A 25943-nucleotide genomic window follows, 5' to 3' on the forward strand; every position below is an offset into this window, starting at 1 on the left:
GAAATTCCTCAGAATAAATTTGCAACAATGTTGCATAAACACATATCTTTGTCAGCATAAAACCGTCAGCTATGATCAACGGACAATTATATGATGTTATTATTATCGGGGGCAGCTATGCCGGCTTATCCGCCGCCATGGCCCTGGGGCGCTCTTTCAGGCAGGTATTGGTACTGGATAACGGCATGCCCGCCAACAGGCAAACGCCGCATGCGCACAACTTTATTACGCATGACGGCCAGACACCCGCGGCCATTGCAGCAGCTGCGAAAGAACAGGTAAGCCACTACCCTACCATACAGTTCAAAAACGAAACAGCTGTCAGCGCAACGATAAATGGAATGGGCTTTCTGATTGAAACCAAAAACGGTGAACATTTTCAGGCAAAAAAATTATTGCTGGCTACCGGCATAACGGATATAATGCCCGATATAAAAGGCTTTGCAGCAGCCTGGGGCATCTCTGTACTTCATTGTCCCTATTGCCATGGTTACGAGGTGCGCAATGAGGTAACCGGGATACTGAGCAACGGGGAAGAAGCTTATGAGTTTAGTAAAATGATTCATCACTGGACGAGTAACCTCACCATTTTCACTAATGGCGCCGCTGTTTTTAGTAATGAACAACTCGATAAACTGGCTACACATCGTATAGCCGTCAACGATAAAGTGATCCGTGAAATTGAACAGGAAAAAGGGCAGGTAAAACAACTTCTTTTTACAGATGGCAGCAGCGCGCCGGTCCGTGTTTTATACGCCCGGCCAGCCATGCGTTTATCCGGCGATATCCCCGTTGCATTGGGATGCGTGCTCACCGCAACAGGCCACATCGAAGCAGATAGTTTTCAGCGTACCAGCGTACCCGGTGTGTTCGCTGCGGGCGACTGCACCACTCCTTTCCGCAGCCTCTCCCAGGCCACTGCGGCAGGTACCCTGGCGGGCGCCATGATCAATAAAGCGTTAGTGGAAGAAGTTTGGTAACAGTTTGGAAAATTATTAAATGGAATTTGTATTTTAGCCGTCTATACCATTTTCCTAATCCAAAAAAACCAACATGCTAACAACCCTATCCACTTTAGCTGTATTATTTTTTATCGCACATGTGTACCTGCTTTTCACCTCCTTTGGTGAAAAAGGTTTTCAGAAAAAGAAATACCTGTGGTCACATATCACGTTGTGGATCACCGGCGTGCTGGCTTGCGGACTCACCATCCTGTTTGCGGGCAAATCCGTATCCGGCGTTATAGATGTTTTTGACACGCCTGTAAAATCTGCCCTGCTGATCGTGCTGGCGCTGGTACTTTCTGCCATTGCGCACACGATTGTAAAGCTGCTGGTATTGCCAAAGTACAATACCCCTGCACAAACAGCGGTATCAGAAAACTAACAGATGGGCCTGCCGTGAGAGCGGCAGGCTCCTTCTTCCCTATGAACGATTTTTCAGCACCCCCGAAGTGAAACCCGCCACAGATCAAAGTCTGGATACAGAAAACCGCCCTATCCCATGTCCCGTTCCAGCGAGGCGGACGCCAGCAAACAGAAAAAAAATCATGTGATTGGGGCTCATCTGATTAATTTAGTATATTATTGACAAAAGTTACGAGAGGTTATATGAACAAAAAAGATATATGGAGATATAAATCTTTGGAGCAATTAGAACACAAAAGTTGGGAACCCACTACAGAAACGGAAAAGGACGCAGTATTAGTTACAGGATTAGTTAAAAGATGCATCGCTTTAAGCAAAGTACCGGTAATCAAGTTAACCGCCAGCGATTTAAGGGTATTAATCGGACAATCATTTAACCCGACTTATCTGGTTCCCTTAGCTATTGAGAAATTAAAAGATGATTTGTTTGTAGAAGCAGATCTGTACCGTGGCGATTTACTGAAAAATGTACTGGACGTACCCGCACCATTCTGGGAAGAGCATGAGGATCTTCACGAAGATCTGAAAAAGATGATCAAAGAAAGAGCCGTAGAAATTGAGACAGAGATAGACTTACCTGGTTACTGGCAGTCGTAAACGACCGGCATCAACAGGTAAAAGATCATCCCTCAAAATCGAAAAGTGATAACTGCCCCGGATTGCTTTGCTTATCCTGACTTGGATTAGCTTCACCGAAATTAGACAGTGTTATTCCCAGCAGCCGTATTTTCTTGTCTTCAGGCCAGGTGCCTGCCAACAACTGTTTTGCGGTAAGGAGAATAGTATCCAGGTCACCAACCGGATAAGGAAAAGATTGATTACGGGTGATCTGCTTAAAATCACTGTACTTAATTTTGAGTGTAATAGTACGGCCCTTCAGCTCATAGCGTTCCAACCTTGTACAAACTGTTCTGGCGATTTTCTCCAGCTCTGTGTGCATGTCTTCCACGATCGTCAGATCGAATGGAAAGGTGTCTTCTGCGCCCAGTGATTTGGTTTCCCGGTGCGGTTGTACTTCCCGGTCATCAATACCACGCACAATCCGGTAATAGAAAGCACCTACTTTACCGAAATGATTTTTCAGTTCCTGTTCCGACAATTTTTTAAGATCGCCCCCTGTAAAGAGGCCCATCTTTTTCATTTTATCCGCTGTAACCTTTCCTACACCATGGAATTTTTCCACCGCCAGTTGCTCCATAAAACTACCGATAGCAGAAGGTCCGATGAAAGTTAGTCCATCCGGTTTATCGAGATCAGAAGCAATTTTTGCCACAAACTTATTAATGGAAACACCCGCAGAAGCAGTCAGCTGCAATTCCGTTTTGATAGCTTCTTTAATGAGCTTTGCAATTTCAATAGCAGAACCGATATGCTGTTTGTCGGTAGTGACGTCCAGGTAGGCTTCATCGAGCGACAATGGTTCTATCAGATCGGTATACCGGGAGAAGATCTCGCGGATCTTACGCGATGCTTCTTTATACGCATCAAATCTTGGTCTTATAAAAATCAATTCGGGACACAACTGCAAAGCACGTTTGGAAGGCATCGCAGAACGGACCCCGAATTTGCGCGCTTCATAACTGGCCGTAGCCACTACACCCCCGCGGCCATCAGGAGAACCACCCACAGCAATGGCTTTACCCTTGTAGAGTGGATTATCGCGCTGCTCCACAGATGCATAAAATGCATCCATGTCGATATGAATAATTTTCCGTTGAATTTTGTGGTCGTTTTCTTCCATGTTTAAATCCGGCAGCCAGTGTAAAGATACCGACTAAAAAGAATTACGGAATTCGTATTTTGTCCTGAGATCCCGTAGCACATGAAAATGAGATACCTGTTTATTGCTTTATCCCTGCTCACACTACAAGCTACGGCGCAAAATAAAACCGATAGCCTGCAACGCCTGTTTGATACGCTGGTAGCACGTAATAATTTTAATGGCTGTGTACTCGTAGCAGAAGAAGACAAACCTATCTACAAAAAAGCATTTGGTTATGCCGACCAGGAAAAAGGAATCCCGTTAAACACAGCTTCGCTGTTTGAACTGGCATCTGTCTCCAAACAGTTTACAGCAATGGCTATTATGCAGTTGCAGGAGAAAGGAAAGTTGTCTTATGAAGACAGCCTGCAAAAATATTTCCCGGCGCTTCCCTACAGGGGCGTGACTATACGAAATCTCCTGACCCACACCTCCGGTATCACCGAATTCCTGGGTTGGAATCAGCAACAACTGGATACTTCCCGCTTTTACTTTAACGAAGACATTGTGAAGCTACTCCCAACCGTAGCTGACAGTGCTGCTTTCCGGCCGGGATCAAAGTTCAGTTATTCCAATACCAACTATCTTTTGCTGGCGCAGATCGTAGCAATTGTTTCGGGAGAATCTTTTGCGGACTATATGCAACAGCATGTTTTTATACCTGCGGGTATGAAAAACACGCACGTTTATTCCAGGTTAACAGCAAAAAACAAACTACCCAATTATGCGCTGAGTTATTCCTGGAGTGCAGTTGCGAATGATTTTATTCCTGTCAATCAGCAGATAGAGATGGGCTATAGAAAATACCTGGACCCTATTGCCGGTCCGTATGGGATCAGCAGTAATGTGGAAGACCTGCTGAAGTGGGACCAGGCCTTGAATACAGAGAAACTCGTTTCCCGGAAAACACAGGAAGAAGCCTACGCCCCCTTTCCCCTGGAAAATGGATTTGCAGGATTTACTTCCGACAGTAAATACGGCTTTGGCTGGATCTTTTCAAAGTCGCCACTGAAGGGAAACATGTACTGGCATACCGGCGGTCTTCCTGGTTATACCAGTGTTATTGCCAGGTATCCTGATACCCACAAAACCATTATTGTGCTTTGCAATTACTGGAACATGGCATCTGTTGTGGAAATCATGTCTGCCATTGACCATATCCTTTGGGGAGAACCTTATAAGATGCCTACTGCCATCATTTACAAGCGCAGTATCAGCATTACCAACGCACAGGCACTGAACCTGGAAGGCAAATATACCTGGGATAGCCAACCGGGTGTGGAAATGTATATCACCAGTAAAGGAAACCACGTGTATGCCCGGTTGACCAACCAGGCAGCCTATGAAATCTACCCTGATTCCGTTAACAGCTTTTTTTATACCGTAGTCGCAGCAAAAATTAAATTTGATATCGCCGATGACGGGAAACCCGTCCGGCTCACCCTCTTTCAGAACGGCCTGGAACTGAAGATGACGCGGCAGCAGGAATAAGGATAGCTGCCCTTGATGGATTTTCTTACTTTTATAAAAAGTATACCCGGCATGATCAAAAAAGGAGAAGGCTTCCACGGGCAACAGGCGATTGTGATACCACGTAATATCCTGCAAAACAAGTGCGCGGGCGAGCCGGTATCCGCTCCGCTCTATATCACAGATATCGGTTATTATCCCAAAGCAAAATTTCATTATCGTAAACGGGTAAGAGGCGTTGATCAGCATATTCTTATTTATTGCGTGGAAGGCAGCGGCAACATTATGCTGAAGAAAGAAACTTACCCGATCGGGGCAGGTGATTGCTTCATCATCCCGCGCAGGTGGGCACATGCATACAGTGCCGATGAACAGGACCCCTGGACAATTTACTGGATACATTTCACCGGACATACCGCCGATGCCATTGTGGAGATGGCCCAACAGCAATGCAACGGACATAAAATTTTCCTCCCGCATTCAACAGAAAGACAAGTGCTCTTCAATAATATTTATCAGCAACTAAATAGAGGCTACCGAACGGAAAACCTCGTTTATGCCAACATGAATTTCTGGTCATTTATGGCATCCTGTATTTATCCCGGTACTTATACACCCGGGAAACTGAAACCCGAACATGATGCCATAGATATGGCCATTGATTATATGAATCAGCACGTAAGATATATGCTTACGCTGCAACAAATGGCACAGTCGGTGAACCTCTCTCCCTCTCATTTTTCCTATCTCTTTAAAACAAATACCGGCTTCACACCTATTGAGTATTTCAATCACCTGAAAGTGCAACAGGCCTGTCAGTACCTGATTTTCACCCATCTACGCATCAAAGAAATAGCAGCACTGCTTGGCATCGAAGATCCTTACTACTTTTCGCGTATGTTTACCAAAGTAATGGGCATGTCGCCAAACCAGTACCGGGAAAAGAAAACAGCATCGTAAGATAATCCATCAAAATCAGTATATCCTCTATTCGGTTAGTGCCTCCACAGTATTACTTTTACTAAAGGTCAATCAAAATGTAATGCGTTATTTTCCCACGTTGAGAATTATACCAGTCCTTGTTATTTCTTTCAGTATAGGTATTATACTGGTCGCCTGCAATTCCCGCAAGCGGGTAGATTTCAGTACGGAAGTAAAACCCATCCTAAATAAACATTGCATCAGTTGCCACGGTGGCGTAAAGCAGAATGGCGGCTTCAGTGTGCTATTCCGGGAAGAGGCCATGGGTATCACCAAATCCGGCAAACCGGCTATCATACCCGGGCATCCTGAAAAAAGCGAGTTCATACGCCGCCTTACCTGCAAAGACCCGAAAGAACGGATGCCGAGAAAAGGGGAGCCGCTGACCGCTGAAGAAGTAGACATCCTGACGAGATGGGTAAAACAAGGCGCCGAATGGGGCAAGCACTGGGCTTATATGCCGCTGCATCCCGTAAAGGTGCCGGATATAAATGTGGATAAAGGCAATGACATTGATCGCTTTATACAGGAACGGCTGCAACAGGAAGGGCTCAAACCCGCCCCCGAAGCAGATAAGATGACACTATTGCGTCGTGTGAGCCTGGATCTTACCGGTTTACCACCCACACCTGAAATGGCCCGCTCCTTTGCGGCTGATAATAATCCGCATGCCTATGAGCAAATAGTAGACAGCCTGCTGGCTTCTCCCCACTACGGTGAACGTTGGGCTGCCATGTGGCTGGACCTGGCCCGTTATTCTGATACCAAAGGTTATGAACGCGATCCCGGCAGAAAAATATGGCGCTACCGCGACTGGGTGATCAATGCCTTTAACCAGGACATGCCTTACGATACCTTTACCATAGAGCAACTGGCCGGCGACCTGTTGCCACACCCTACCAACGATCAGATCATAGCAACGGCTTTCCACCGCAATACCATGACGAACGATGAAGGAGGTACACAGGATGAAGAATTCCGTACCGCCGCTGTGATGGATCGTCTCAGTACCACCATGGAAGCATGGCAGGGTACTACCATTGCCTGTGTGCAATGTCATAGCCATCCTTATGACCCTTTCCATTTTGAAGATTACTACAAGCTCCTGGCTTTTCTGAATAATACCCGTGATGAAGATACCGAAATGGATCACCCCAAACTACGTTTATACGATAGCGTTAGTCTGGCAGAAGTGAACCAGATCGCAGGCTGGGTGCAACAATATGGTAACGCTACCCAGCAGCACGACGTACAGGAGTTCCTGCAGGTACTGGAACCGAAAGTACACGCGCATGTTTGCGATGAATATATCAATGGCGCACTGGTAGACACCAAATATATGGGGGTACGGAATAATGGAAGCTGCCGCATGCCGGGGCAATCGCTCGATGGTAAAACGCAGCTGTTCATGAATTATTGGACCGGCAACAAAGGCGGTGTGGTAGAATTCCGGCTCGACAGCCTCCGTGGAAAAACCATCCTCACGCATCAACTGGCGCCTACAAGCGGCAGACAGGTGATCGCCATGCCGCTGCCGGCACTCACCGGCAAACACGACCTGTACCTGGTATTCCGCAACCCAGCCATCAATCCCGCCGACGTGGTATGCATGGTCGAATGGTTTGCTTTCCGGGACGATCTGCCTGGAAAAGGACAGCCAGGATATGAAAAAATAACAGCAGAAATGCTGGCACTGGTAAATAAAAAACCGGAAGATGTACCGGTAATGGTAGAAAACCCGGCCTCCATGCGCCGCACCACCAACATATTTGAACGTGGCAACATGATGGTAAAAGGAGCAGCCGTAGAACCTGATGTACCACATTCCTTAAACCCGTTCCCTGCCGATGCCCCCCGCAATCGCCTGGGCCTGGCGCGCTGGTTGGTAGACACCAAAAACCCGCTTACCGCACGCGTTATGGTAAACCGGCTATGGGAACAACTCTTTGGCACCGGCATCGTGGAAACAGTAGAAGATTTCGGTACACAGGGCTTCCTGCCTTCACATCCGGCGCTGCTGGACTGGCTTTCTTATCGCTACATGCACGATTACCGGTGGAGTACCAAATCAATATTACGCGAAATAGTGATGTCCGCAGCCTATAAACAGGACGCTGCTACCAGCCCCGATCTGTTGGAGAAAGACCCTGCTAACCGGTTACTGGCACGGGGACCACATTTCAGGCTGACTGCCGAAGCAGTACGTGATCAGGCCCTGGCCGTGAGTGGTTTATTAAACCGTCATCTCAATGGTCCCAGTATCATGCCTTATCAACCCGACAACATCTGGCAAACTGTATATAGTGGCGAAACCTGGCATACAGCCGAAGATGGCAACCAGTATCGTCGTGCAGTATATGTGTACCAAAAGCGCACCAGCCCCTATCCATCTATGCTTTCCTTCGATGGATCCAGCCGGGAGGTATGTCTGCAACGCCGCATCCGTACCAATACGCCGCTACAGGCACTGGTGACGCTCAACGATCCGGTATATGTGGAAACGGCCCGTAGTCTTGCGCAACATATGCAACGCAACGGTGGGAAAGATGCCACTGCGTGTATCCGTTGGGGTTACCAAACCGCTTTGTTCCGGCAACTCCCGGATAATAAGCTGGCGGTACTGCAAAAATTATACAACCAGGCATTGGAACAATACCGCAAAGAACCGGCAGCAGCGGCTGCCCTGTTGCAATGCAAAGACAAGCCGCCACAGATGGCGGAACTGGCTGCACTGACAGTAGTGGCCAATGCCATCATGAACCTCGATGAATTTTTAACGAAATCGTAAGGAGTCAACTGCTGATCAAAAAGCAGCACCTTATTCACATTATAACTGATACCCATGCACGAAAAACTGATACGCGAAGCCAATGAAGAAACACTGCGGTTTATTACCCGCAGGCATTTTCTGCTGGACTGTGTTACCGGACTTGGAGGAGCAGCCTTCGGCTCCTTGTTGCTGAGTGGCTGTAGCAGCAACGCGGGTAGTAGTCCGCTGGTAGATATCAGCGGAAACCCGATGGCCCCCCGTGCGCCACATTTCCCTGCAAGGGCTAAAAGTGTGATCTATCTGCACATGGCAGGCGCACCTTCTCAACTGGAATTATTTGATTATAAACCTGAGCTGCAAAAGCTCCATAACCAGCTATGTCCGCCTTCCCTGCTGGAAGGGAAACATTTTGCTTTTATACGTGGTGTACCTAAAATGCTGGGCCCGCAGGCCAACTTCAAACAACGCGGGGAATCAGGCGCCTGGATATCGGATAACATGCCACATTTCGCTACCATGGCAGATGAGGTAAGTTTCCTGAAAGCGGTGCAGACTGACCAGTTTAACCACGGCCCAGCCCAACTACTGATGCAAACCGGTGGCGCCAGGTTGGGAAGACCCAGCATAGGCTCCTGGGTAACCTACGGTCTTGGCAGCGAAAACAGTAACCTCCCTGGTTTCGTGGTACTTACCTCCGGTGGTAATACACCGGATGCCGGTAAAAGTGTGTGGGGCAGCGGGTTTCTCCCATCTGTATACCAGGGCGTACAATGCCGTACCAAAGGAGAACCGGTATTATACCTGAATGATCCCGAGGGCATGAGCAGGGATCTCCGAAAACAGTCTATTGAGGCGATCAACGAAATCAATAAACAGGAATACCAGTCTTTCGGCGACCCTGAAACGCTGGCACGTATTGCACAATATGAACTGGCCTATAAGATGCAGATCTCCGTACCGGATGTAATGGATATCAGCACTGAACCGGCCAACATCCAGGAGATGTACGGCACACAGCCTGGACGCGAATCCTTTGCCAACAACTGTTTGCTGGCAAGGAAACTGGTAGAGAAAGGCGTTCGTTTTGTACAACTGTATGATTGGGGATGGGATAGTCATGGTACCAGTGAAAGCGGGGCTATTGATTATGGTTTCCGCAATAAATGCCGGGAAATTGACCGTCCCATCACTGCCTTGCTGAAGGATCTGAAACAACGTGGTTTACTGGATGAAACACTCGTTATCTGGGGCGGCGAATTTGGCCGCACACCTATGCAGGAAAACCGGGATGGTAAAGAAATGCCTTTCCTGGGCCGTGATCACCACATTGAAGCATTTACCATGTGGATGGCCGGCGCCGGTATTAAAAAAGGATTTTCGTGGGGAGAAACAGATGAGATAGGATATGCTGCCATCAAAGGAAAAGTAGCGATCAACGATATCCATGCCACCATCCTGCAACAACTGGGCTTTGATCATGAAAAACTGCTCTTCCAGTTCCAGGGCCGCCCATTCCGGCTTACAGATGTAGGCGGCAAAGTAATTACGCCTATCCTGAGTTGACGCGATCAAATCATTTGGATATTTACTTATTTGGAAATTCAGAAATTTAATCCCTAAAATTAAATGGATGATTGCACAGTTAAATAAATATCTAAATTCCTAAATCAAAAAATACTATGGTTCCTGACAGAAGAAATTTTCTAAAACAAACGGCACTGATAGGATCGGCGCTATGTCTTCCTTCCCTCCCCTCTTTCAGTGCCGCTGCAGCCACAACGCAGGTTGCTGCGGGCTTTCAGCTGCTCATTATGGCTACCAGCTGGGGCTTTCATGGCTCAGTGGATCAGTTTTGCGGTGAAGCAAAAAAAGCCGGCTATGATGGTATTGAGGTATGGTGGCCGGCCGAAAAAGCAGCACAGGATGAACTGTTTGCCGCACTGGCCAAGCATCAGTTGCAGGTAGGCTATTTATGCGGCGGCAGCGACAGTGATTACAGTAAACATGCGGCTCAGTTTAAAGGCGCACTGGAAGCCGCTGTCCAAAGCAAACAAAAGCCGTTGTATATCAACTGTCATTCCGGAAGAGATTATTTCACCTTTGATCAGAATGCGGCGCTGATAGACTTCACTACCGGTCTCTCCAAAAAATCCGGTATCCCCATTTATCATGAAACACATCGTTCGCGCATGTTGTTTGCCGCTCATATAGCCCGTCAGTTTATTGCTGCAAAGCCTGACCTGCGGCTTACGCTGGATATTTCCCACTGGTGCAATGTACACGAAACATTATTGCACGATCAGCCGGAAGCCGTTGCCAGCGCACTGGAACGCACCTCTCATATCCATGCACGCATAGGCCACCAGGAAGGGCCACAGGTAAATGATCCCAGGGCGCCGGAATGGGAAAGCGCCGTGAATGCACATTTTGACTGGTGGGATCAGGTTGTGAAACGCCATCAGGCAGCCGGTAAGCCGCTGACAATCCTGACAGAATTTGGCCCGGTAGATTACCTGCCTGCATTGCCCTATACGCGGCAACCAGTAGCGAATCAATGGGAGATTAATGTATACATGATGAACCAACTTAAACAACGTTACAGTAAGAAATGAGACTATTAGCAGATGCCGGCAGCTGGAGTATGTTTATGGGTAGATCACATCCTTTGGTGGTACATCTTCCTATCGGAATCCTGATCATTGCTTTTGTATTGGCCGTATTGGCGCGCAGCAGCGGGCGTGCTTCCCTGAAAGCTGCGCTGCCACCTGTATTGCTCGCCGCAGCTATTTCAGCGGTGTACAGCTGCATAGCCGGGTATATGTTGTCACTCGATGGAGGATATGACGACCAGTTATTACAAACACATCAATGGCTTGGTATAGGCGTTGCCGTTATCAGCATCCTTTTATACATACTGGAAAAAATCGCCATCAGGAAGGGGCCTGTCAAACTACAGCTCCCTCTCTTCCTGGTGATGGTATTACTGCTCAGTGCTGCCGGTCACTATGGCGGCTCCCTCACACATGGTGAGGACTATCTTACCAAGGCCATGCCGCCGGGACTGCGCAAACTAACGGGCAACGATACACGTTCCACTCACGTAGCCACCTATACGAATATCGGCGATGCAAAATTATATGAAGACCTGGTAGTACCGGTATTAACGGAGCGTTGCTATGGTTGTCATAATGAACAGAAGCTGAAAGGTGGACTCCGGCTGGAATCGCTGGAACAGATCCGGCGGGGCGGTGAACATGGCCCTGTATTAAAAGACAGCCTGCCGGAAGAAAGTGAATTGTATAAGCGGCTGATTTTATCAGAAAATGATGAACACCGCATGCCGCCCAAAGGCAAACCGCAACTGGCGCCACAGGAACTGGAGCTGCTCTACTGGTGGATAGCACAGGGAGCACCCACAGGCAAAGCTGTAAAGGATCTGCCGAAAACAGCCCGCATACAGGCAGTACTGGCCGGCATGGTCCCTTCACGCCCGCTGGATAAAAATGAATTCGTACCTGAAGTAGCCGTAAGTAAAGCCAGCGAAAAAAGCATAGCGGCCCTGGAAGCCAAAGGCGTAAAAGTAATGCCGATAGGCGCAGAAAGTAACTATGTAGCGGTCAGTTGTATCAACGCAATTGATTTCAACGACAAGGACATGGCATTGCTGCTGCCTTTACAGGCACAACTGATCTGGCTGGACCTGTCGGGTACCGGTATCACAGACGCCGCCTTCCCCACCATAGCCAAGCTCTCCAAGTTGACAAGACTGGAACTAAAACATACTGCCATGAAAGGGAATCTTCCTGATCCACTGGCAGCCTGCACTGAACTCCGTTATCTGAACTTCACCGGTACAAAAATAGCTGACGCCGGAATATTATCTCTCGGAAAAAACAAAAAACTACAACAGATATACCTGTATCAGACAGGCATACAGCCAGCTACTATGCAGCAATTACAACAAACCATGCCTAAATTGCTGATAGATACCGGGGCGTCTCAGATGGAACAACTGGCATCGGATACAACCGTCTATAGAAGGATTCAATCCTGAATAAACAACATTACGCAGGTCGGACAACCTGCGTAATGTTGTTTCTCCAAATCTTGTTATATTCGGTGTACTGCCGTTGTCATGACAAGAAATACACTGATTCTTATAATCGTTTGCTTTAGCTTACAGGCATATGCCCGGCAGGAACCACCTGTCGACACGATCCTGACTATCCGCCCTCCCAGGGGCATCCACAACCGGATTTTGCATTATCTCAAACACACCAACGAGGTAAAGCAAAAAAAGAAGCTCGACTACAGTATTATAGGTGGTCCCATCTACACACCTGAAACCAGCCTGGGTATTGCCGCCATGATTGCCGCACAATACAGTACTGACAGCAGAGACAGCCTGTTGCCCGTTTCCAATATTGCCATTTATTCATCCATATCCCTTACCGGTTTTTATGGTATCGGTATTAACAGTACAACCATCTTTCCGCATGACCGGTTCCGTTTGGCCGTGAAAGCGTCTTTCAGCTCCCGCCCGGATAAATACTGGGGTATCGGTTACGATGCCGGCAATAACAAGAACGGCTATACGGACTATTTACTGCTGACAGAAAAAATACAGGCCGATTTCAGTATAAATCTCAACGGGAAATTATTTGCAGGTATTGGTTTGCAGGCACAAAACGGCCATGCCACCCGCATAGATACCGCTGGAGGTAAACCCCTGATGCAACCGGAACGTGTATTTGGTATGGGTTTGGGACCTTTTTTTGTCTACGATACCCGCGACTTTATTCCCAATCCCGCTAAAGGGGTGTTTGTCCGGCTTGGTTATCGCACCTATCCTTCTTTTCTAGGCAACAAAGCCGTTTTCTCAAAATTTGAGGTGCAATTCAACTGGTACCGTCAACTATGGAAAGGGGCCATACTGGCTACTGATTTGTATGGAGATGAACACAGCGGCGATGTGCCCTGGAATATGATGTCGGAAGCCGGCGGCTCCAACCGGCTGCGCGGCTATTACGAAGGGCGTTTCCGCGACAAAAACATGATAGCCGCACAAACAGAGCTGCGGCAAAAGATTTATCGCCGGAGCGGCGCTGTTGCGTGGATAGGCGCCGGCAATGTATACCCGGAATTTAAAGTCTTTACACTCAGCCAGTCGCTCATCAGCTATGGCATCGGCTACCGCTGGGAATTTAAAAACCGTGTCAATATCCGGCTGGACTACGGTATGGGAAAAGACCAATCCGGTTTTTACTTTGGGATCAATGAAGTGTTTTAATAAACAGGTTACTTCTCTCCCCTGTTTCCTTCCATCTGTTTAATAATATTATTTACTTCTGCTTCGGTAGCACGTAATTTCTGCTGACAGAACTCAATCAGTAAAGACGCGCGCTTTACTCTTTCTGCCAGTATATCCACGGAAACGGTTTCGTTTTCTATTTCTTCTGCTATCATTTGCAGCTCACTATAAGCGGCTTCATAAGTCAGTTCCTGGCTCATCTTTTATATTTTTTGCGGTGATGGTGGCCTCCAGTTCAGCATCCTGCAGCAATACGCTGATTTGACTGCCGGGTGAAAGGGAAAGCGCATTGTTTATAATTTTTTTATCCTGGTATATGATGGCGAAACCCCGCTTCAGGATGTTGACAGGACTCATCAGTTTAAACAGGGTTTCGTAGTGTGCCAGTTCTCCCCGTTTACGTTGTGTATACAGGCGGTTAAAAGAACGCAGGTTACCCAACAGGTTGGCCAGATCGTTTTGCTTACCGGCTACGATAATACGGGGCTTCGACAACACCGCATTGGATACGCTGATCAGCTCCCGGTGGCGGTTCAGCAAAATAGACCTGGAAGCATTCAGTACGGCGCTGTTGTAACCATGCAACACTTCTTTATGCGTGTTTAAAATGGTCCTGGATTGATTGATCACAGCGGCATTCAAAGAAGCCAGTGCCTGGAAATGCCCGGAGAAAAGCTGCTGCGATTTTATGAGAATCGTTTGTTGTATACCCACCACCGCATCTTCAAAAGATTTATTATGTGCGATGATCAATTCCGCTGCTTTCGTAGGCGTTTTTGTGGGACTGTGCGCCATCATATCCGTGATGGTTTCGTTTTTCTGATGACCTATACCTGTGATCACCGGGATAGGAAATTTGGCTACCGCCCTGCCCAGGATAAAGGTATCAAACAGGAGGAAGTCGGTTTGCGCGCCGCCGCCACGGATGATAACAACCGCGTCGTACGGAACACGGCTGTTGTAGATATCGATAAGCCGCTGTTGTACCAGTTCCGCTTTGTTTTCTCCCTGGACAACCGTAAAATACGTATCTATCTTAAACGTATAGCCGAAACGGTTATGATCCAGCGTATGCCTGAAATCCTGGTAGCCCGCGGAATTACCGGAAGTGATCACAGCAATCTGCTGGATCACTGCCCCGAAAGCCAGCTGGTTGTTGCGCGTAATATACTGGTCGCCCACTTTACGGATGAAGCTTGCGCACTCCGTAGTAAGGCGGATGAGGGTTTGTTGTTTCTGTTGTTCCAGCAGTCCGACTGTAAAGCTGGTATCAATATCCAGCAGCGTGATCTGTAGCCCATGCACCTGGTGATAGCTGACGGCAACCCGGATCAGTACATGAATATCATTTTTAAACTGCTGCCCTGTAACGGTTTCAAATTCCCGGATGCGGATGGCGCCATTTCCCCAGGCCACAGCAGATACTTTGGCTACGATGGTACTGGAACCTTCTTCTTTCTCCACCAGGTCAAAATAATGATACCCTTTTTGCTGATAAAAAGAGTGATTGGTTACATCGGCTAATACCCAATAGGTTTGTTCTGCAAACACTTCGGAGAGTGCCTGCTGAATTTTGCCGGTAAGTGCAGAAAGTTTTATGGATTCGGATGCGATCATGGCGTTCGGTAAAGATAATGAAAAGCATGTTTGTTCATCACCGGAGCAGCGTTCATGTCATTTCCGCTAAAATGCCCTTATAAATACCTCCGGGAAAATCAGGATGATAGTTTTAACTTTGGCAGCATGTCATTGTTAATCACATCATTGAATTCGGGCAGTAACGGCAACTGTTATTACATTGGTAATAACAGCGAAGCGGTACTGGTGGACGCGGGACTCTCCTGCCGGGAAACGGAAAAGCGGATGCTCCGGTTGGGATTGTCGATGGATAAAGTAAAAGCTGTATTCATCTCACATGAACATATAGATCATATCCGGGGTATTACGGTGATAACAAAAAAATACCGGTTACCGGTATACATTACGCCGGGAACACTCACCGGCGGCAGATTGGTATTGAACGAGCAACTGGTGAGTTCATTCACCGCCTATGAGCCTGTACAAATAGGCGGATTATCTGTGACCGCCTTTCCCAAACTGCACGATGCATCAGAACCACACAGCTTTATTGTGAGTAACCAGGAAGTAAATATTGGGGTCTTCACAGATATAGGTGCGCCTTGTGAACATGTGATCCGTCACTTCCAGCAATGCCACGCCGCCTTCCTGGAAGCAAATTATGACGAGCAGATGCTGGAGCAGGGAAGATACCCGTACTACCTGAAGAACCGCATCCGTGGAGGGAAAGGACATCTTTCCAACAAACAGGCCCTGGAAATATTTGTCAACCACCGGCCGGCATTTATGAGTCACCTGCTGTTGTCCCATCTTTCGCAGGACAATAACAACCCCCTCCTCGTACAGGAATTATTTGATGAACACGCCAATGGTGTGAAGATCGTCGTTGCCTCGCGCTACGCAGAAACAGCGGTTTTCCAGATCCATGCCACCGGCATCCCCTCCTGTGAAATGGTGTAAGCGGGTATCCGCTGGCATGTTTTATGGTTATCATCAGTAACTATAAAACTTTTTAGCCATGGAAACATCAAAACAAATCATCGAAACTTTAAATGATCTGATTGCTATCAATAACGACCGCATAGCCGGCTATGAACAGGCGTTGAAAGAAACGACCGCTGAAGATGCAGACCTGAAGGCACTTTTCACACAAATGATCAGTGAAAGCCACGATCTCAGGAATGCACTGGGCGTGGAAGTACAGGCTGCCGGTGGTGATATGGAAAAGGGCGCTACCGCAAGCGGTACAATTTACAGAGCATGGACGGACCTGAAAGCAGCCTTTACCGGCCATAACCGTCACGCAATACTCTCCAACTGTGAATCCGGCGAAGATGCGGCCCAGAGAGCCTATAAATCGGCTCTGAGTGACGACATTCCAGGTTACATACGGACACTGCTTACCCAACAGCAACAAACACTAAAGGCTTCCCATGACAAGATCAAAGCACTCCGTGACCTGGTAGCCTGATTTCTTGCCCATAATGTGGACTTAAAACAACAACCGGGATAAGGATTTCAATAAAAAGCAATAGGCTCAGCCTGCGTTTTATTGAAATCTTTATCTTAATAACCTCCTCCTTTTCCATTGCGGAAAAAATCCTTCCCACACTTTATTTTTTATTAAATTAGTATACTGATCAGTATCCCGGATCATTATAACCCCAACTAATAAACTGCATTGTTATGCTTTCATGGATTCGTATATCAGTGAGATTTATTTCTCATTTGCTGAAGGCGCTCTGGCTGTTCTTTCCAGGCATCATTTTCCTGCTGTTTATCTTTTTTATCAGCTGGACACTGGATCAGGGGAAAGACGTTATTGTTGCTTTCACAGAAAATGAATACCGCATCCGCATCATTTTCTTTTTAGCCATTGGCTTCTGGGGATATGTGAGCTGGTATTCCGCACGGATCGTTGCATACATCAAACGATCAAAACAGATTACAGACTTACAGGAAGACGCACTTATATCTGCCGGGCAGGCCGCTTCCGCTTACGATACCCGCAACGATTATTTCAAACTCAGCCAACCCTTCCTGGACGAATTTCCCCGCATTATCGGCAACAGCTGTTTCCTGTTCCTGGAACTCGCATTGCTGCAATCACCGGCATTGCTGCATCCGATAGGCATCGGCAAAGCCTGGATATTCTTTGGCGCGGGCCTGATAGGATTATACTTTTTAAACAGACCATTGGCGAAGATGGCCATCAAACCTTACTTCCGGACACTGTTCTACATCCTGCTTTTTATATGGCTTATTCTTGCGGTGGCGGCCAGTTTCATTCCACATACGAGCATCCTCGTGCTGCTTGGGTTACTGCTGCTGTTGCATGCGGTATTCCTGGTGTATATACACCTGCGGCGGTTTGACCTGGAAGTAAATACAAAGAAAACCCTGCTACGCTCTCATACCTGGCTGGACAAAGTGATGGATTTCTTTTCCATTCCACTAAGTGAGAAAGGCTATTTCCGCTGGTTTATTATTATCAGCGTTGGCGCGCTCCTGGCCTATATCATGTCGATCTTTAACCTGACCTTTGCCCGCAAAACAGGTCCCTTTCCATTTCTGCTGCTGGCCTTTGGCATGTTGCTCCTGTTTGGTAATATCGTCACGGCTTTTTCCGTGCGTTACCGGATCAGTTTTCACTTCCTGTTTATCGTAATCGCCCTCATTTTCGGGCTGAAAGAAACGCATTATGTAAAGCTGATCAAGGCAGCAGGTAATGAAAACAATTATCTCCAGCGCCCATCACTGGATACTTATCTGCGGGCATGGCTGCATAGCAGGCCGATACCGGCAGACAGCAGTTATGATGTATACTTTGTCATGTCCAACGGAGGTGCTTCCCGTTCTGCCTACTGGACCGCTGCGGTATTGGGGAAGATAGAAGATTCCACCATCAATCTGCATAACAACGACCGGTTTTCAAATCATATTTTTTGTTTGTCCGGCACTTCCGGCGGGGGCGTGGGCGTAGCCACCTTTTTCGCTTTACTGAGAGATAAAAGCCAGCAGGCGCCCTTATATGCCAGGTCGGCCATGGCATACCTGAAGCAGGACTATTTCAGTTATACATTTGCCCGGATGCTGGGACCGGATTTCTTCCGGTATATTATCCGGATTTCGCGGAATGCCGACAGAGGCGCTGCGCTGGAAGAGTCTTTTGAGAAAAGTATGGACGTTGCCGGCGACTCCCTTTACCGGGTACCTTTTGACGCTGCCATGTCTTCCTTTCCGGCCATAAAATCAGGTATAACGGTAATGCCTATACTTTGTATCAATACCACCCGTATGCAGGATGGCAACCCTGGTGTAGTCACTAACCTGCGACTGGATTCAGGCATCTTCAATAACCGCGTAGATGTATTGAACCTGCTACGGCATGATTCGGACATCACCATCACTTCCGGCGCCATACTGGGCGCCCGGTTCCCTTATTTAAGTCCGGCCGGCAGAATACAGAACCAGTATTTTGTTGATGGCGGATACTTTGATAATTCCGGCGCCGGTGTAATCCAGGAGATCATCCGCGGCATTATAAATATTGCAGAAGATGATCGTCGCATACATGGTGATACCAGTGCGCTGTATCAACAGATCAGCCGGTTAAATTTCAAAGTGCTGCATATTACCAACAGTCCTGTAATCCCCGACGGCGAAGCGTTTCAAAGTGTGGCACCGGTCAAAAATGATCTCTTCGCTCCTGTGCTGACCATCGTGGGCGCCTATGGCATGCAGACTACGGTTAACGATATACGTTTATCTCATTTCATCAGCGATATCAGTACCTATTATAACCGGAAAGCTTCCTATCTGCAAATTCCTTTGTACAAAGACAGCCTGGAATGGCAACAGGACCCTCTACGGGCAAGGTTTCCGGACCGTGAGCCTTCTTACACCATGAACTGGTTCATGTCTGATACAACGATCAGAAGGATTGATAAAAGACTTACCACAATCAGTATGATTGATACGGTGATAGCCAGGATGGGGAGATGATCACCATTTATTTAGCCAGCAATTTCTTATAGGCAAACCAGCCAAATGCTGCAGCTATCCAGAAAGGCCAAATCTGTACAAGGGTGATCAGTATATTTCTCAGCAGGGTACCACCATCATGGGCAGCGGTTAGTATTTCTGTTCCAAACCCCGACCTGGTAAGGTGTACAGGGTTTACCACGATTTGTATATCTGCTACTTCCGGCTGAAAAAGCTGCACTGTAAAGGTGGAATAGGCCACCTTATCCTGGATGCCCAGGTTCACCATCTGCCTGTCTATCACGTTTTCATTTTTCTGATCTTCATATTTAGCGATATCCAGTGCAGTTGTTTTTTTATCCGGTGCAATCTTGCCGGCTCGCTGATTGTCTTTATTATTTTTCAGGGAATTAGAGAGATAACTTAAAGTCATGTCCTCGTCCGTAAGCAGGCGATGATCGATAAAACCGGCCATGGACGTAAGTGTATGCACAACCGAATCGAGGTGTTGTACCGGTACTCTCAGCGTGAGATTGGCAACGGGTGTATACAGTTGTACTTTCTTTAACGAGTCTGTTGTATAGGGTAATTCATGCCGGTGTACATATTCATTCTGCAAAGTGCTGCTGGCTACCACCCCTCCCACAGCCGTTACTATCTGTTCCAGGCGCGACGTTGCCGTGAATACATTGGTCACCCTGCAGCGTACATCCGCAGATCGTACGCGTTTACGCGAGGGCGATAAAAGAGAGGACATATTACCAGGGAAATCACTGGAATCTGCAGAGGCGATATAATCATCCATTACAGCTGATTTGTTGGCGGCTTCTTCATTTGAAGCATAGCGGGACTGGCCACAGGCGGCCAAAGTAAGAACGGGAATAACCAAATAAAGGAATGAACTGCGCATAGAAGGATAATTTACGTTTTATACTTCCCGCTGAAAAAGGTAACCTTTTAAAAATGTTAAAATTAAATGCCCGAAAAATAAACAACCGTTTCTGATGCTTTATCTTTGTATCTAAACAGCGCGTATGGACACACCACAAAAATCGAATGATCCGTTGCATGGTATTACCCTTGAAAAAATGGTAACACATCTGGCGGAAAGCTATGGCTGGGAAGCGTTAGGAGAGCATATCAGGATCAATTGTTTCACCAGTAATCCGTCGGTACAGTCCAGTCTGAAATTTCTGCGTAAAACGCCCTGGGCAAGAACCAAAGTAGAAGATTTCTACAAATATTCGCTCAGGCATCACAAATTGAAATAGCTATGGGTAAGTTTAGTGATAGCATTCTGCCGCCTCATAGTGATTTTATTGATGAACAGAAAATGTTCTTTGTGGGTACGGCGCCTTTAAGTGCCGATGGGCATGTTAATTTATCACCCAAAGGGTTGGATAGTTTCAGGGTACTCTCTCCCAACCGGATAGCATATATGGATATTGTTGGTAGTGGCAATGAAACCTCTGCCCATGTCAGGGAAAATGGCAGGATTACTTTTATGTTCTGTGCTTTTGAAGGGGCGCCAAATATCCTCCGGTTATACGGTGACGGCTATACGGTGCTTCCCGGTGATCCGGAATGGGAAAGTTTGTCGGCTCATTTTGAGTTACAGTTGGCTACCCGTCAGATTGTGGTTGCAACTATACACAAAGTACAAACCTCTTGTGGGTTTGGTGTTCCTTTATATCATTATACGGGTGAGCGGGATCATGCTGCGAAATGGGCCGAGAAAAAAGGTGTAGCGGGGTTGGAAGCATATAAAGCGGAGAAAAATATGATCAGCATGGATGGACTACCCACGTCTTTGAAGAAAAATTAAACCGCATAAACAGTTTTTTCCAGGTTCACAATAGTCGTTCATTATGCGAACCAGGAAAAAACTCTTTGGTATGTAATGATTACAGTAGTTGCGGTTTAGGCAAATGCTATTTAGCTATTTTCACAGACACAGCATTTGGTCCTTTGTGTCCCATTTCAACTTCAAAAGTTACTTTGGAGTTTTCTTTAACGGGATCAATCAATCCGTTAATGTGCACAAAGATGCTTTCCTGGGTTTGTTGGTCTTTGATAAAACCATAACCTTTGGATTCATTAAAAAAGGTAACAATACCGGTACGAATAGGATCTCCGTCTTCGATATCCGGTTGTTTGGACACACCAATCTGGATGTCTTCTACATTAATGATTTTCTTTTTCCTTGGGTCGGGAGGAGTGGCTGAAATATTACCATTTTCATCAATGTAAGCCATCATTTCTTCGAGGCTTTTTCCTTTTTTGTTGTTGGCCTGCCTTTCTTCTTTCTTCTCTTGTTTGTCCTTCTTCTTTTTTAATCTTTTCTTTTCGTTTTCTTTTTTACTAAATGTTTCTTGTGATTTACCCATAATTTTTTATTTGCCTGGTCGTTGCATCCGTTTCACCAGTTTAAATGGCATTTTAATTGAAACAGACAAGCCAGATTAGCACGAAGATACAAAAAAAAGGCGACTTTTTGAAACGTAGAGATGCAATACAGTCCCGCTTTTACTGGTTCCCCGGTTTAAAACTGTGCAGGTGACGCTACTTCGGCGCAAATAAAAACAGTTAAACACATGTGTTATATGCACAATACATAAATAGTTATTTTTCTTGAATTGTGAAATGCAGTACAGCCCGCTATATGTATCAATCCCCGTCCCTCCTCTTTCTATGAGTAAAACATATATTACAAAAACATTATAAATAAAAAGGTATAATCATGTGATTATACCTTTTTATTTATAAGCTGATGATTGGAAACCATATTTTGGTAGAAGTCAATTACACCACTGTTATTCAATGCTGGGCAAAATAAAAGCCCCACCCACGCTTTAACTGATCAACTTTTATCAATAGTGTATTCTCCCCTTTGTTCAGCGTTGTAGTAAAAAAATGCTGATTAGGTCCGCTGCTTGCGGCAGCAAGGTTAAATACCTGCTTTCCATTCACCCATACCTTGATGCCATCGTTATTGCCTACGCCAAACTTCAGGGTCTTTGCCTCAGGAAGTGTGATAATTCGCCGGGCATAAGCCACCACATTTTCGGAAGGGCCATATACTTTATTTAAATCAATATACCCGGTGGTATTATCATGGTATTTTTTCCAGCTTATCTTTTGGTATTTCGCCCCTGTGAAAGTCTGCGTGGAATCAAATCCCTGTTCCGGTGGATATATGTTGTCATGCCCTTTATGATCAGCATTATCAAATGGTCCACTTATTAACCAATCTGTATAAAACGTGGTATTAGCCGCTATCTGAATTTTTTCAATAAACTTATCTAAACTTCCAAAGGTGTTTACATCAGCTCCTAAGGCGGTTATATGATATTTGCTTACAAAATTATTATACCGGGATAATGCAGCCGGCAATTCTTCTTTAGAGATATAGGCAGTACCACCCTGGGCGAAATAATAAAGTTTGGTATATAAAATGGGCAGATAATCCAGGTCGATCCGGGCAGTCAAAGCGGTGTCGCCTGCTGCTGACTTTTGAGCCAATGCAAAAATACTGTCTGCTTTTTGAATGGTAGACTGATTCAAATAAGTTACGTTAAATGGTTCAGGCCATATGCCGAAATGTGTATCCGGTTTTACCTGATCGTGCAATAACCTGATATACGAGGCAATGTGTTTGGCTGCTTTCCCATATACATTATCAACATATTCATCTACCAACTTGGCGGCATCCTGGTGAGGATTCCACATCAGCTGGGCTATTACCCATGATCTTAGTTCTGCAAATTCACCTGCACCACCATTGGCATTGCCTTCTGCAAACAATCCCATTACGCCATTATCCGCATAAAATTTTACATCATGGCTAAATGATGCAAAGTTGGGATATGGCATCAGGTAATTTTGGAAATCCGTGTAATAATCCCAAATCGTAATACCTGCTTTTGTAATTTTCTTCCATTGATTCAGCTGATCTAAGAAAGGTTTGTTTTTAGTACAACCTTCGAGCGGATGAGCTGCGCAATAATCATAATGACAAAGTCTGATGATGACATTATCTGCCGGACGGATATTTTTAGGAGGATCAACGGTATAGTCATACGCCAGCGTTTGTAGCCTTATTTTTGGATTTGTCTTGGCTACGGTGTCGGCTATTTGATTTACAAATGTCAGTAATGAACCTGAAGGACTTCCTTCCTTTTCATCCAGCGCCGAACAGAGCTTACATTCACAACGGCCACCAAAATCGTTTTGATCAATAGAAAATACATTGACTTCCGGACGTGTTTTGATCCAGTCAAATACAGTAGCAATAGCAACTTTTACCATCTCAGGATTAGTGAGGCATAGCTGAGCTGTAGTACGCTTTCCATTCACTAGTGAAAAGTACTCCGGATGTGTTTTGAAATATTTCGCAGGTGGCACCAGTTGGTTAAAAGTATGTACAAAAGGAAAAGTAACATAATTGCCTCCTAAAGAATCACCCACCTTGAATCCATTAAGCCTGTTATGAATAACCCAGGTGGCATCCAGGGATTCACGCCAGTCCATATCACGATATTGTAAGGCAGGCTTTTGACGATCTTCTATTTTAGCCAAAGAAAGGGTAGGATTGGTAGGGATTTTAGCTACATCACGTGTATACCACCGGCAACCTACATAATCAGCAAGGTATCCCATAACACCATACAGGGTGCCCCGTGTTTCTCCACCTGCAATCAACAGGCTTTTTCCATCCGAGCGAATGATGTATTCTTCATTGCCAAATTCTGCCGGATTTAAATTGCCTGTAATGGTAGCAGGGGCATCTTTAAACCCAACATATATCAGCTTTTCATCACTACCCTGTTCATGCGTGATGGCTATCTTACAGCCACTTACTTTTTGCAGATAGGTTTGCAATTCTTCCGCTGCATGTTTCTCCGGAGCAGTAGCCTTATCAGAAATAAATATCTTGTAATCACTTTTGCCATCTTTTACCAGATGCCCACTTTGTGAGCAAGCGGAAAGGATAGTGGCAGCGAAAATTGTTAGTAATAATAAACGCATCATTTTACTTTAATTAATTATTTTAATTAAGAAGGATAACCTTATTGGTTATTCTGATAACTCATATAATTTTCCTTCACCTGGAAGAAACGCTACCTTCATTTGATGTGTACCCTTGTTAAATGCAGATTTTATTGCCTTTCCATTGATATTGGATATTTCCTTTACTTTTTTCACGCTATCCTTTAACTGGAAAGTAAATTGTTGGGATGCCTTAAAGTTTTTGTTTACAATCATCACATATTCCTTCCCTGTTTTAGGATTTACCATATGGCTAAGGATCACATCCGCTCCTTTATCCAATACTTTACATAAAAAGTCGGCTGGTGGTTGCTTGGTACCTATCCATAAACTATCTCCTGTATGATATACTTCGCGTGCATCCAGGTGAATAAGGGTTTTGCCCAATTGTTTCATTTGGCCATTATATGCTTTGAATGGTTCGTACATATATGTTTTGGTTCCATCAGGGCCGATAACAGAGGAATGCATGGTGGTAGTACTCCCAGGTGTATTCCAGGTCCAGTATGGATACCAAACAGGGTTTTTTACACCATATGCCAAATTGGAATAAACATTCATTCTCATTTCATCAGCATCCGGACTTCTTAACTCTTCAAGGCCTTTGACAGTCATCCCAAAAGATTGCAAACAAGAGGATGTTTTTATGTTGTACTTCAAGCCGAGGGTGCGAATAATTTCAAGATTATTGAAATAAGTTTTTTCCAGGCGTTGTAATCTTTTATAAGGGTAATTATCATACGCCAGATAGTTAAGATTTTCCTTACCTACGCCGTTAATCCATCTTTCGAGGAATGCTACATAATTAGGTACTGCAAAATCTGGTAAATGGTTTACATAAGCATCCCCTTTCTTATCCGCTGCCTTTACTGTATTATACGTATCTATCACTGATTGCAACCGCGCAGAATCGGGTTCGTCAGTAATATAATAACCAACTAAATTGGGATTCCCTTTATAGTCGTTTACCATGGCTTTTATATCATCAACACTACCATTTACTCTGGCATCATAAACATACACTTTCATGCCATATTTCGATGCCATATCCAGTGTTTTAAGATTACCTTCTTTATCATTTGTAACCCCACCTCCGATGTTGAAAATATAGTCGATGTGCGCTTCTTTCATATACCGGTATTGCTCATCATTCATAAATGGAGCAGGCGGTGGAGAATAAACAGTAATAACAAACTGATCATTGTTTTTCTGTCCTGTAGCAGGGCTCGCAAAAGCGAGGAACAAACAGATCAAGTATGGGATAAAAATAATTCTTTGCATAATTTTCATATATGATTGACCAAATTTAAATGAAATAGGGGCGCCCTTTCTGTACGATGTTATCAACCTTATATAGCATATTTCCCTGAATCCCCTTCCTTGTGTTGGTTTTCCGGGACTTTGCCGGAGTGCGCTCAACGGGTATTTTGAACGCTTATTGTGACTTATCGGGATGTTTCAAGAGAAACATTCAGCGGATGTGCGAAGTATCATGCAACGAAAGGCACCTGTTTTTTGTGAGGTATATTACGCTGGCAGCTGGCATAGCAGCGGCCCCTGCAGTACTATTTAAAGTCCTGCAGGGGCCAAACCATAGCAGTTAAAACCAGT

Annotated in this window: 22 protein-coding genes; 15 read left to right on the top strand and 7 right to left on the bottom strand. The window is 45.8% G+C overall.

Translation table 11 applies throughout. The annotated features are described in order from the left end of the window. Positions 1 to 71 precede the first annotated feature (71 nt). The 3 genes from ABQ275_RS14790 to ABQ275_RS14800 all read left to right on the top strand — a co-directional run bounded on the left by ABQ275_RS14790 (position 72) and on the right by ABQ275_RS14800 (position 2024). Positions 72 to 980: an NAD(P)/FAD-dependent oxidoreductase gene (locus ABQ275_RS14790; protein ID WP_349313916.1), complete on the top strand. Its 909-nt coding sequence runs from the start codon at positions 72 to 74 to the stop codon at positions 978 to 980. Positions 981 to 1053: 73 nt separating this feature from the next. Further along, positions 1054 to 1386 carry a hypothetical protein gene (locus ABQ275_RS14795; protein WP_349313917.1) on the top strand — a complete coding sequence of 111 codons (333 nt, stop codon included), beginning with the start codon at positions 1054 to 1056 and terminating at the stop codon, positions 1384 to 1386. A gap of 224 nt (positions 1387 to 1610) precedes the next feature. Continuing rightward, a complete protein-coding gene (locus ABQ275_RS14800; RefSeq protein ID WP_349313918.1) occupies positions 1611 to 2024 on the top strand; it encodes a contact-dependent growth inhibition system immunity protein in 414 nt (137 codons plus the stop codon). A gap of 25 nt (positions 2025 to 2049) precedes the next feature. On the opposite strand, the gene dinB is transcribed toward ABQ275_RS14800, so the two are convergent. After that, positions 2050 to 3168: a DNA polymerase IV gene (gene dinB / locus ABQ275_RS14805; RefSeq protein ID WP_349313919.1), complete on the bottom strand. Its 1119-nt coding sequence runs from the start codon at positions 3166 to 3168 to the stop codon at positions 2050 to 2052. 81 nt (positions 3169 to 3249) lie between these two features. On the opposite strand from dinB, the gene ABQ275_RS14810 reads away from it, so the two are divergent. The 7 genes from ABQ275_RS14810 to ABQ275_RS14840 all read left to right on the top strand — a co-directional run bounded on the left by ABQ275_RS14810 (position 3250) and on the right by ABQ275_RS14840 (position 13700). Then, positions 3250 to 4680, top strand: coding sequence for a serine hydrolase (locus ABQ275_RS14810; RefSeq protein ID WP_349313920.1), 1431 nt, complete (start codon positions 3250 to 3252; stop codon positions 4678 to 4680). 51 nt (positions 4681 to 4731) lie between these two features. Beyond that, positions 4732 to 5619: an AraC family transcriptional regulator gene (locus ABQ275_RS14815; RefSeq protein WP_349313921.1), complete on the top strand. Its 888-nt coding sequence runs from the start codon at positions 4732 to 4734 to the stop codon at positions 5617 to 5619. A 100-nt stretch (positions 5620 to 5719) separates the two neighbouring features. Continuing rightward, positions 5720 to 8428: a DUF1553 domain-containing protein gene (locus tag ABQ275_RS14820; RefSeq protein ID WP_349313922.1), complete on the top strand. Its 2709-nt coding sequence runs from the start codon at positions 5720 to 5722 to the stop codon at positions 8426 to 8428. A 54-nt stretch (positions 8429 to 8482) separates the two neighbouring features. Then, the gene (locus ABQ275_RS14825) at positions 8483 to 9973 is read left to right on the top strand and encodes a DUF1501 domain-containing protein (protein ID WP_349313923.1); all 1491 of its coding nucleotides are present in this window, start codon (positions 8483 to 8485) and stop codon (positions 9971 to 9973) included. A 116-nt stretch (positions 9974 to 10089) separates the two neighbouring features. Further along, positions 10090 to 11022: a TIM barrel protein gene (locus ABQ275_RS14830; RefSeq protein WP_349313924.1), complete on the top strand. Its 933-nt coding sequence runs from the start codon at positions 10090 to 10092 to the stop codon at positions 11020 to 11022. Further along, positions 11019 to 12464: a c-type cytochrome domain-containing protein gene (locus ABQ275_RS14835; RefSeq protein WP_349313925.1), complete on the top strand. Its 1446-nt coding sequence runs from the start codon at positions 11019 to 11021 to the stop codon at positions 12462 to 12464. The genes ABQ275_RS14830 and ABQ275_RS14835 overlap by 4 nt, the downstream gene beginning before the upstream one ends. Before the next feature lie 81 nt (positions 12465 to 12545). Further along, positions 12546 to 13700 (top strand): BamA/TamA family outer membrane protein, encoded by a 1155-nt coding sequence (locus ABQ275_RS14840; RefSeq protein WP_349313926.1) that lies wholly within the window; start codon positions 12546 to 12548, stop codon positions 13698 to 13700. 8 nt (positions 13701 to 13708) lie between these two features. Here ABQ275_RS14840 and xseB read toward each other — a convergent pair whose 3' ends face one another. Then, positions 13709 to 13921: an exodeoxyribonuclease VII small subunit gene (gene xseB, locus ABQ275_RS14845; protein ID WP_349313927.1), complete on the bottom strand. Its 213-nt coding sequence runs from the start codon at positions 13919 to 13921 to the stop codon at positions 13709 to 13711. Beyond that, positions 13899 to 15338: an exodeoxyribonuclease VII large subunit gene (gene xseA, locus ABQ275_RS14850; RefSeq protein ID WP_349313928.1), complete on the bottom strand. Its 1440-nt coding sequence runs from the start codon at positions 15336 to 15338 to the stop codon at positions 13899 to 13901. Before xseA ends, xseB begins: the two co-directional genes overlap by 23 nt. Positions 15339 to 15464: 126 nt before the next feature. Here xseA and ABQ275_RS14855 point away from each other — a divergent pair, with 126 nt between their 5' ends. From ABQ275_RS14855 to ABQ275_RS14865, 3 genes are all read left to right on the top strand, one after another. Then, positions 15465 to 16259 carry an MBL fold metallo-hydrolase gene (locus ABQ275_RS14855; protein ID WP_349313929.1) on the top strand — a complete coding sequence of 265 codons (795 nt, stop codon included), beginning with the start codon at positions 15465 to 15467 and terminating at the stop codon, positions 16257 to 16259. Positions 16260 to 16317: 58 nt separating this feature from the next. Continuing rightward, on the top strand, positions 16318 to 16770 hold the full coding sequence (locus ABQ275_RS14860) for a PA2169 family four-helix-bundle protein (RefSeq protein WP_349313930.1): 453 nt from the start codon (positions 16318 to 16320) through the stop codon (positions 16768 to 16770). Between the two features lie 215 nt (positions 16771 to 16985). Next, positions 16986 to 19304, top strand: a complete 2319-nt coding sequence (locus ABQ275_RS14865; protein ID WP_349313931.1) for a patatin-like phospholipase family protein — start codon at positions 16986 to 16988, stop codon at positions 19302 to 19304. A 7-nt stretch (positions 19305 to 19311) separates the two neighbouring features. Here ABQ275_RS14865 and ABQ275_RS14870 read toward each other — a convergent pair whose 3' ends face one another. Then, positions 19312 to 20193, bottom strand: a complete 882-nt coding sequence (locus tag ABQ275_RS14870) for a DUF4349 domain-containing protein (RefSeq protein WP_349313932.1) — start codon at positions 20191 to 20193, stop codon at positions 19312 to 19314. A 124-nt stretch (positions 20194 to 20317) separates the two neighbouring features. Here ABQ275_RS14870 and ABQ275_RS14875 point away from each other — a divergent pair, with 124 nt between their 5' ends. Continuing rightward, a complete protein-coding gene (locus tag ABQ275_RS14875) occupies positions 20318 to 20554 on the top strand; it encodes a VF530 family protein (RefSeq protein WP_349313933.1) in 237 nt (78 codons plus the stop codon). Positions 20555 to 20556: 2 nt separating this feature from the next. Continuing rightward, complete coding sequence (locus ABQ275_RS14880; RefSeq protein WP_349313934.1) at positions 20557 to 21108, top strand: pyridoxamine 5'-phosphate oxidase family protein; 552 nt, start codon at positions 20557 to 20559, stop codon at positions 21106 to 21108. Positions 21109 to 21214: 106 nt separating this feature from the next. Here ABQ275_RS14880 and ABQ275_RS14885 read toward each other — a convergent pair whose 3' ends face one another. From ABQ275_RS14885 to ABQ275_RS14895, 3 genes are all read right to left on the bottom strand, one after another. Continuing rightward, positions 21215 to 21670, bottom strand: coding sequence for a cold shock domain-containing protein (locus ABQ275_RS14885; RefSeq protein ID WP_349313935.1), 456 nt, complete (start codon positions 21668 to 21670; stop codon positions 21215 to 21217). 430 nt (positions 21671 to 22100) lie between these two features. Next, positions 22101 to 24314 (bottom strand): DUF4838 domain-containing protein, encoded by a 2214-nt coding sequence (locus ABQ275_RS14890; protein ID WP_349313936.1) that lies wholly within the window; start codon positions 24312 to 24314, stop codon positions 22101 to 22103. 45 nt (positions 24315 to 24359) lie between these two features. Beyond that, the gene (locus tag ABQ275_RS14895) at positions 24360 to 25613 is read right to left on the bottom strand and encodes a hypothetical protein (protein ID WP_349313937.1); all 1254 of its coding nucleotides are present in this window, start codon (positions 25611 to 25613) and stop codon (positions 24360 to 24362) included. Between the last annotated feature and the right edge of the window lie 330 nt (positions 25614 to 25943).

The organism is Chitinophaga sp. MM2321, assembly GCF_964033635.1.
Taxonomy (GTDB): domain Bacteria; phylum Bacteroidota; class Bacteroidia; order Chitinophagales; family Chitinophagaceae; genus Chitinophaga.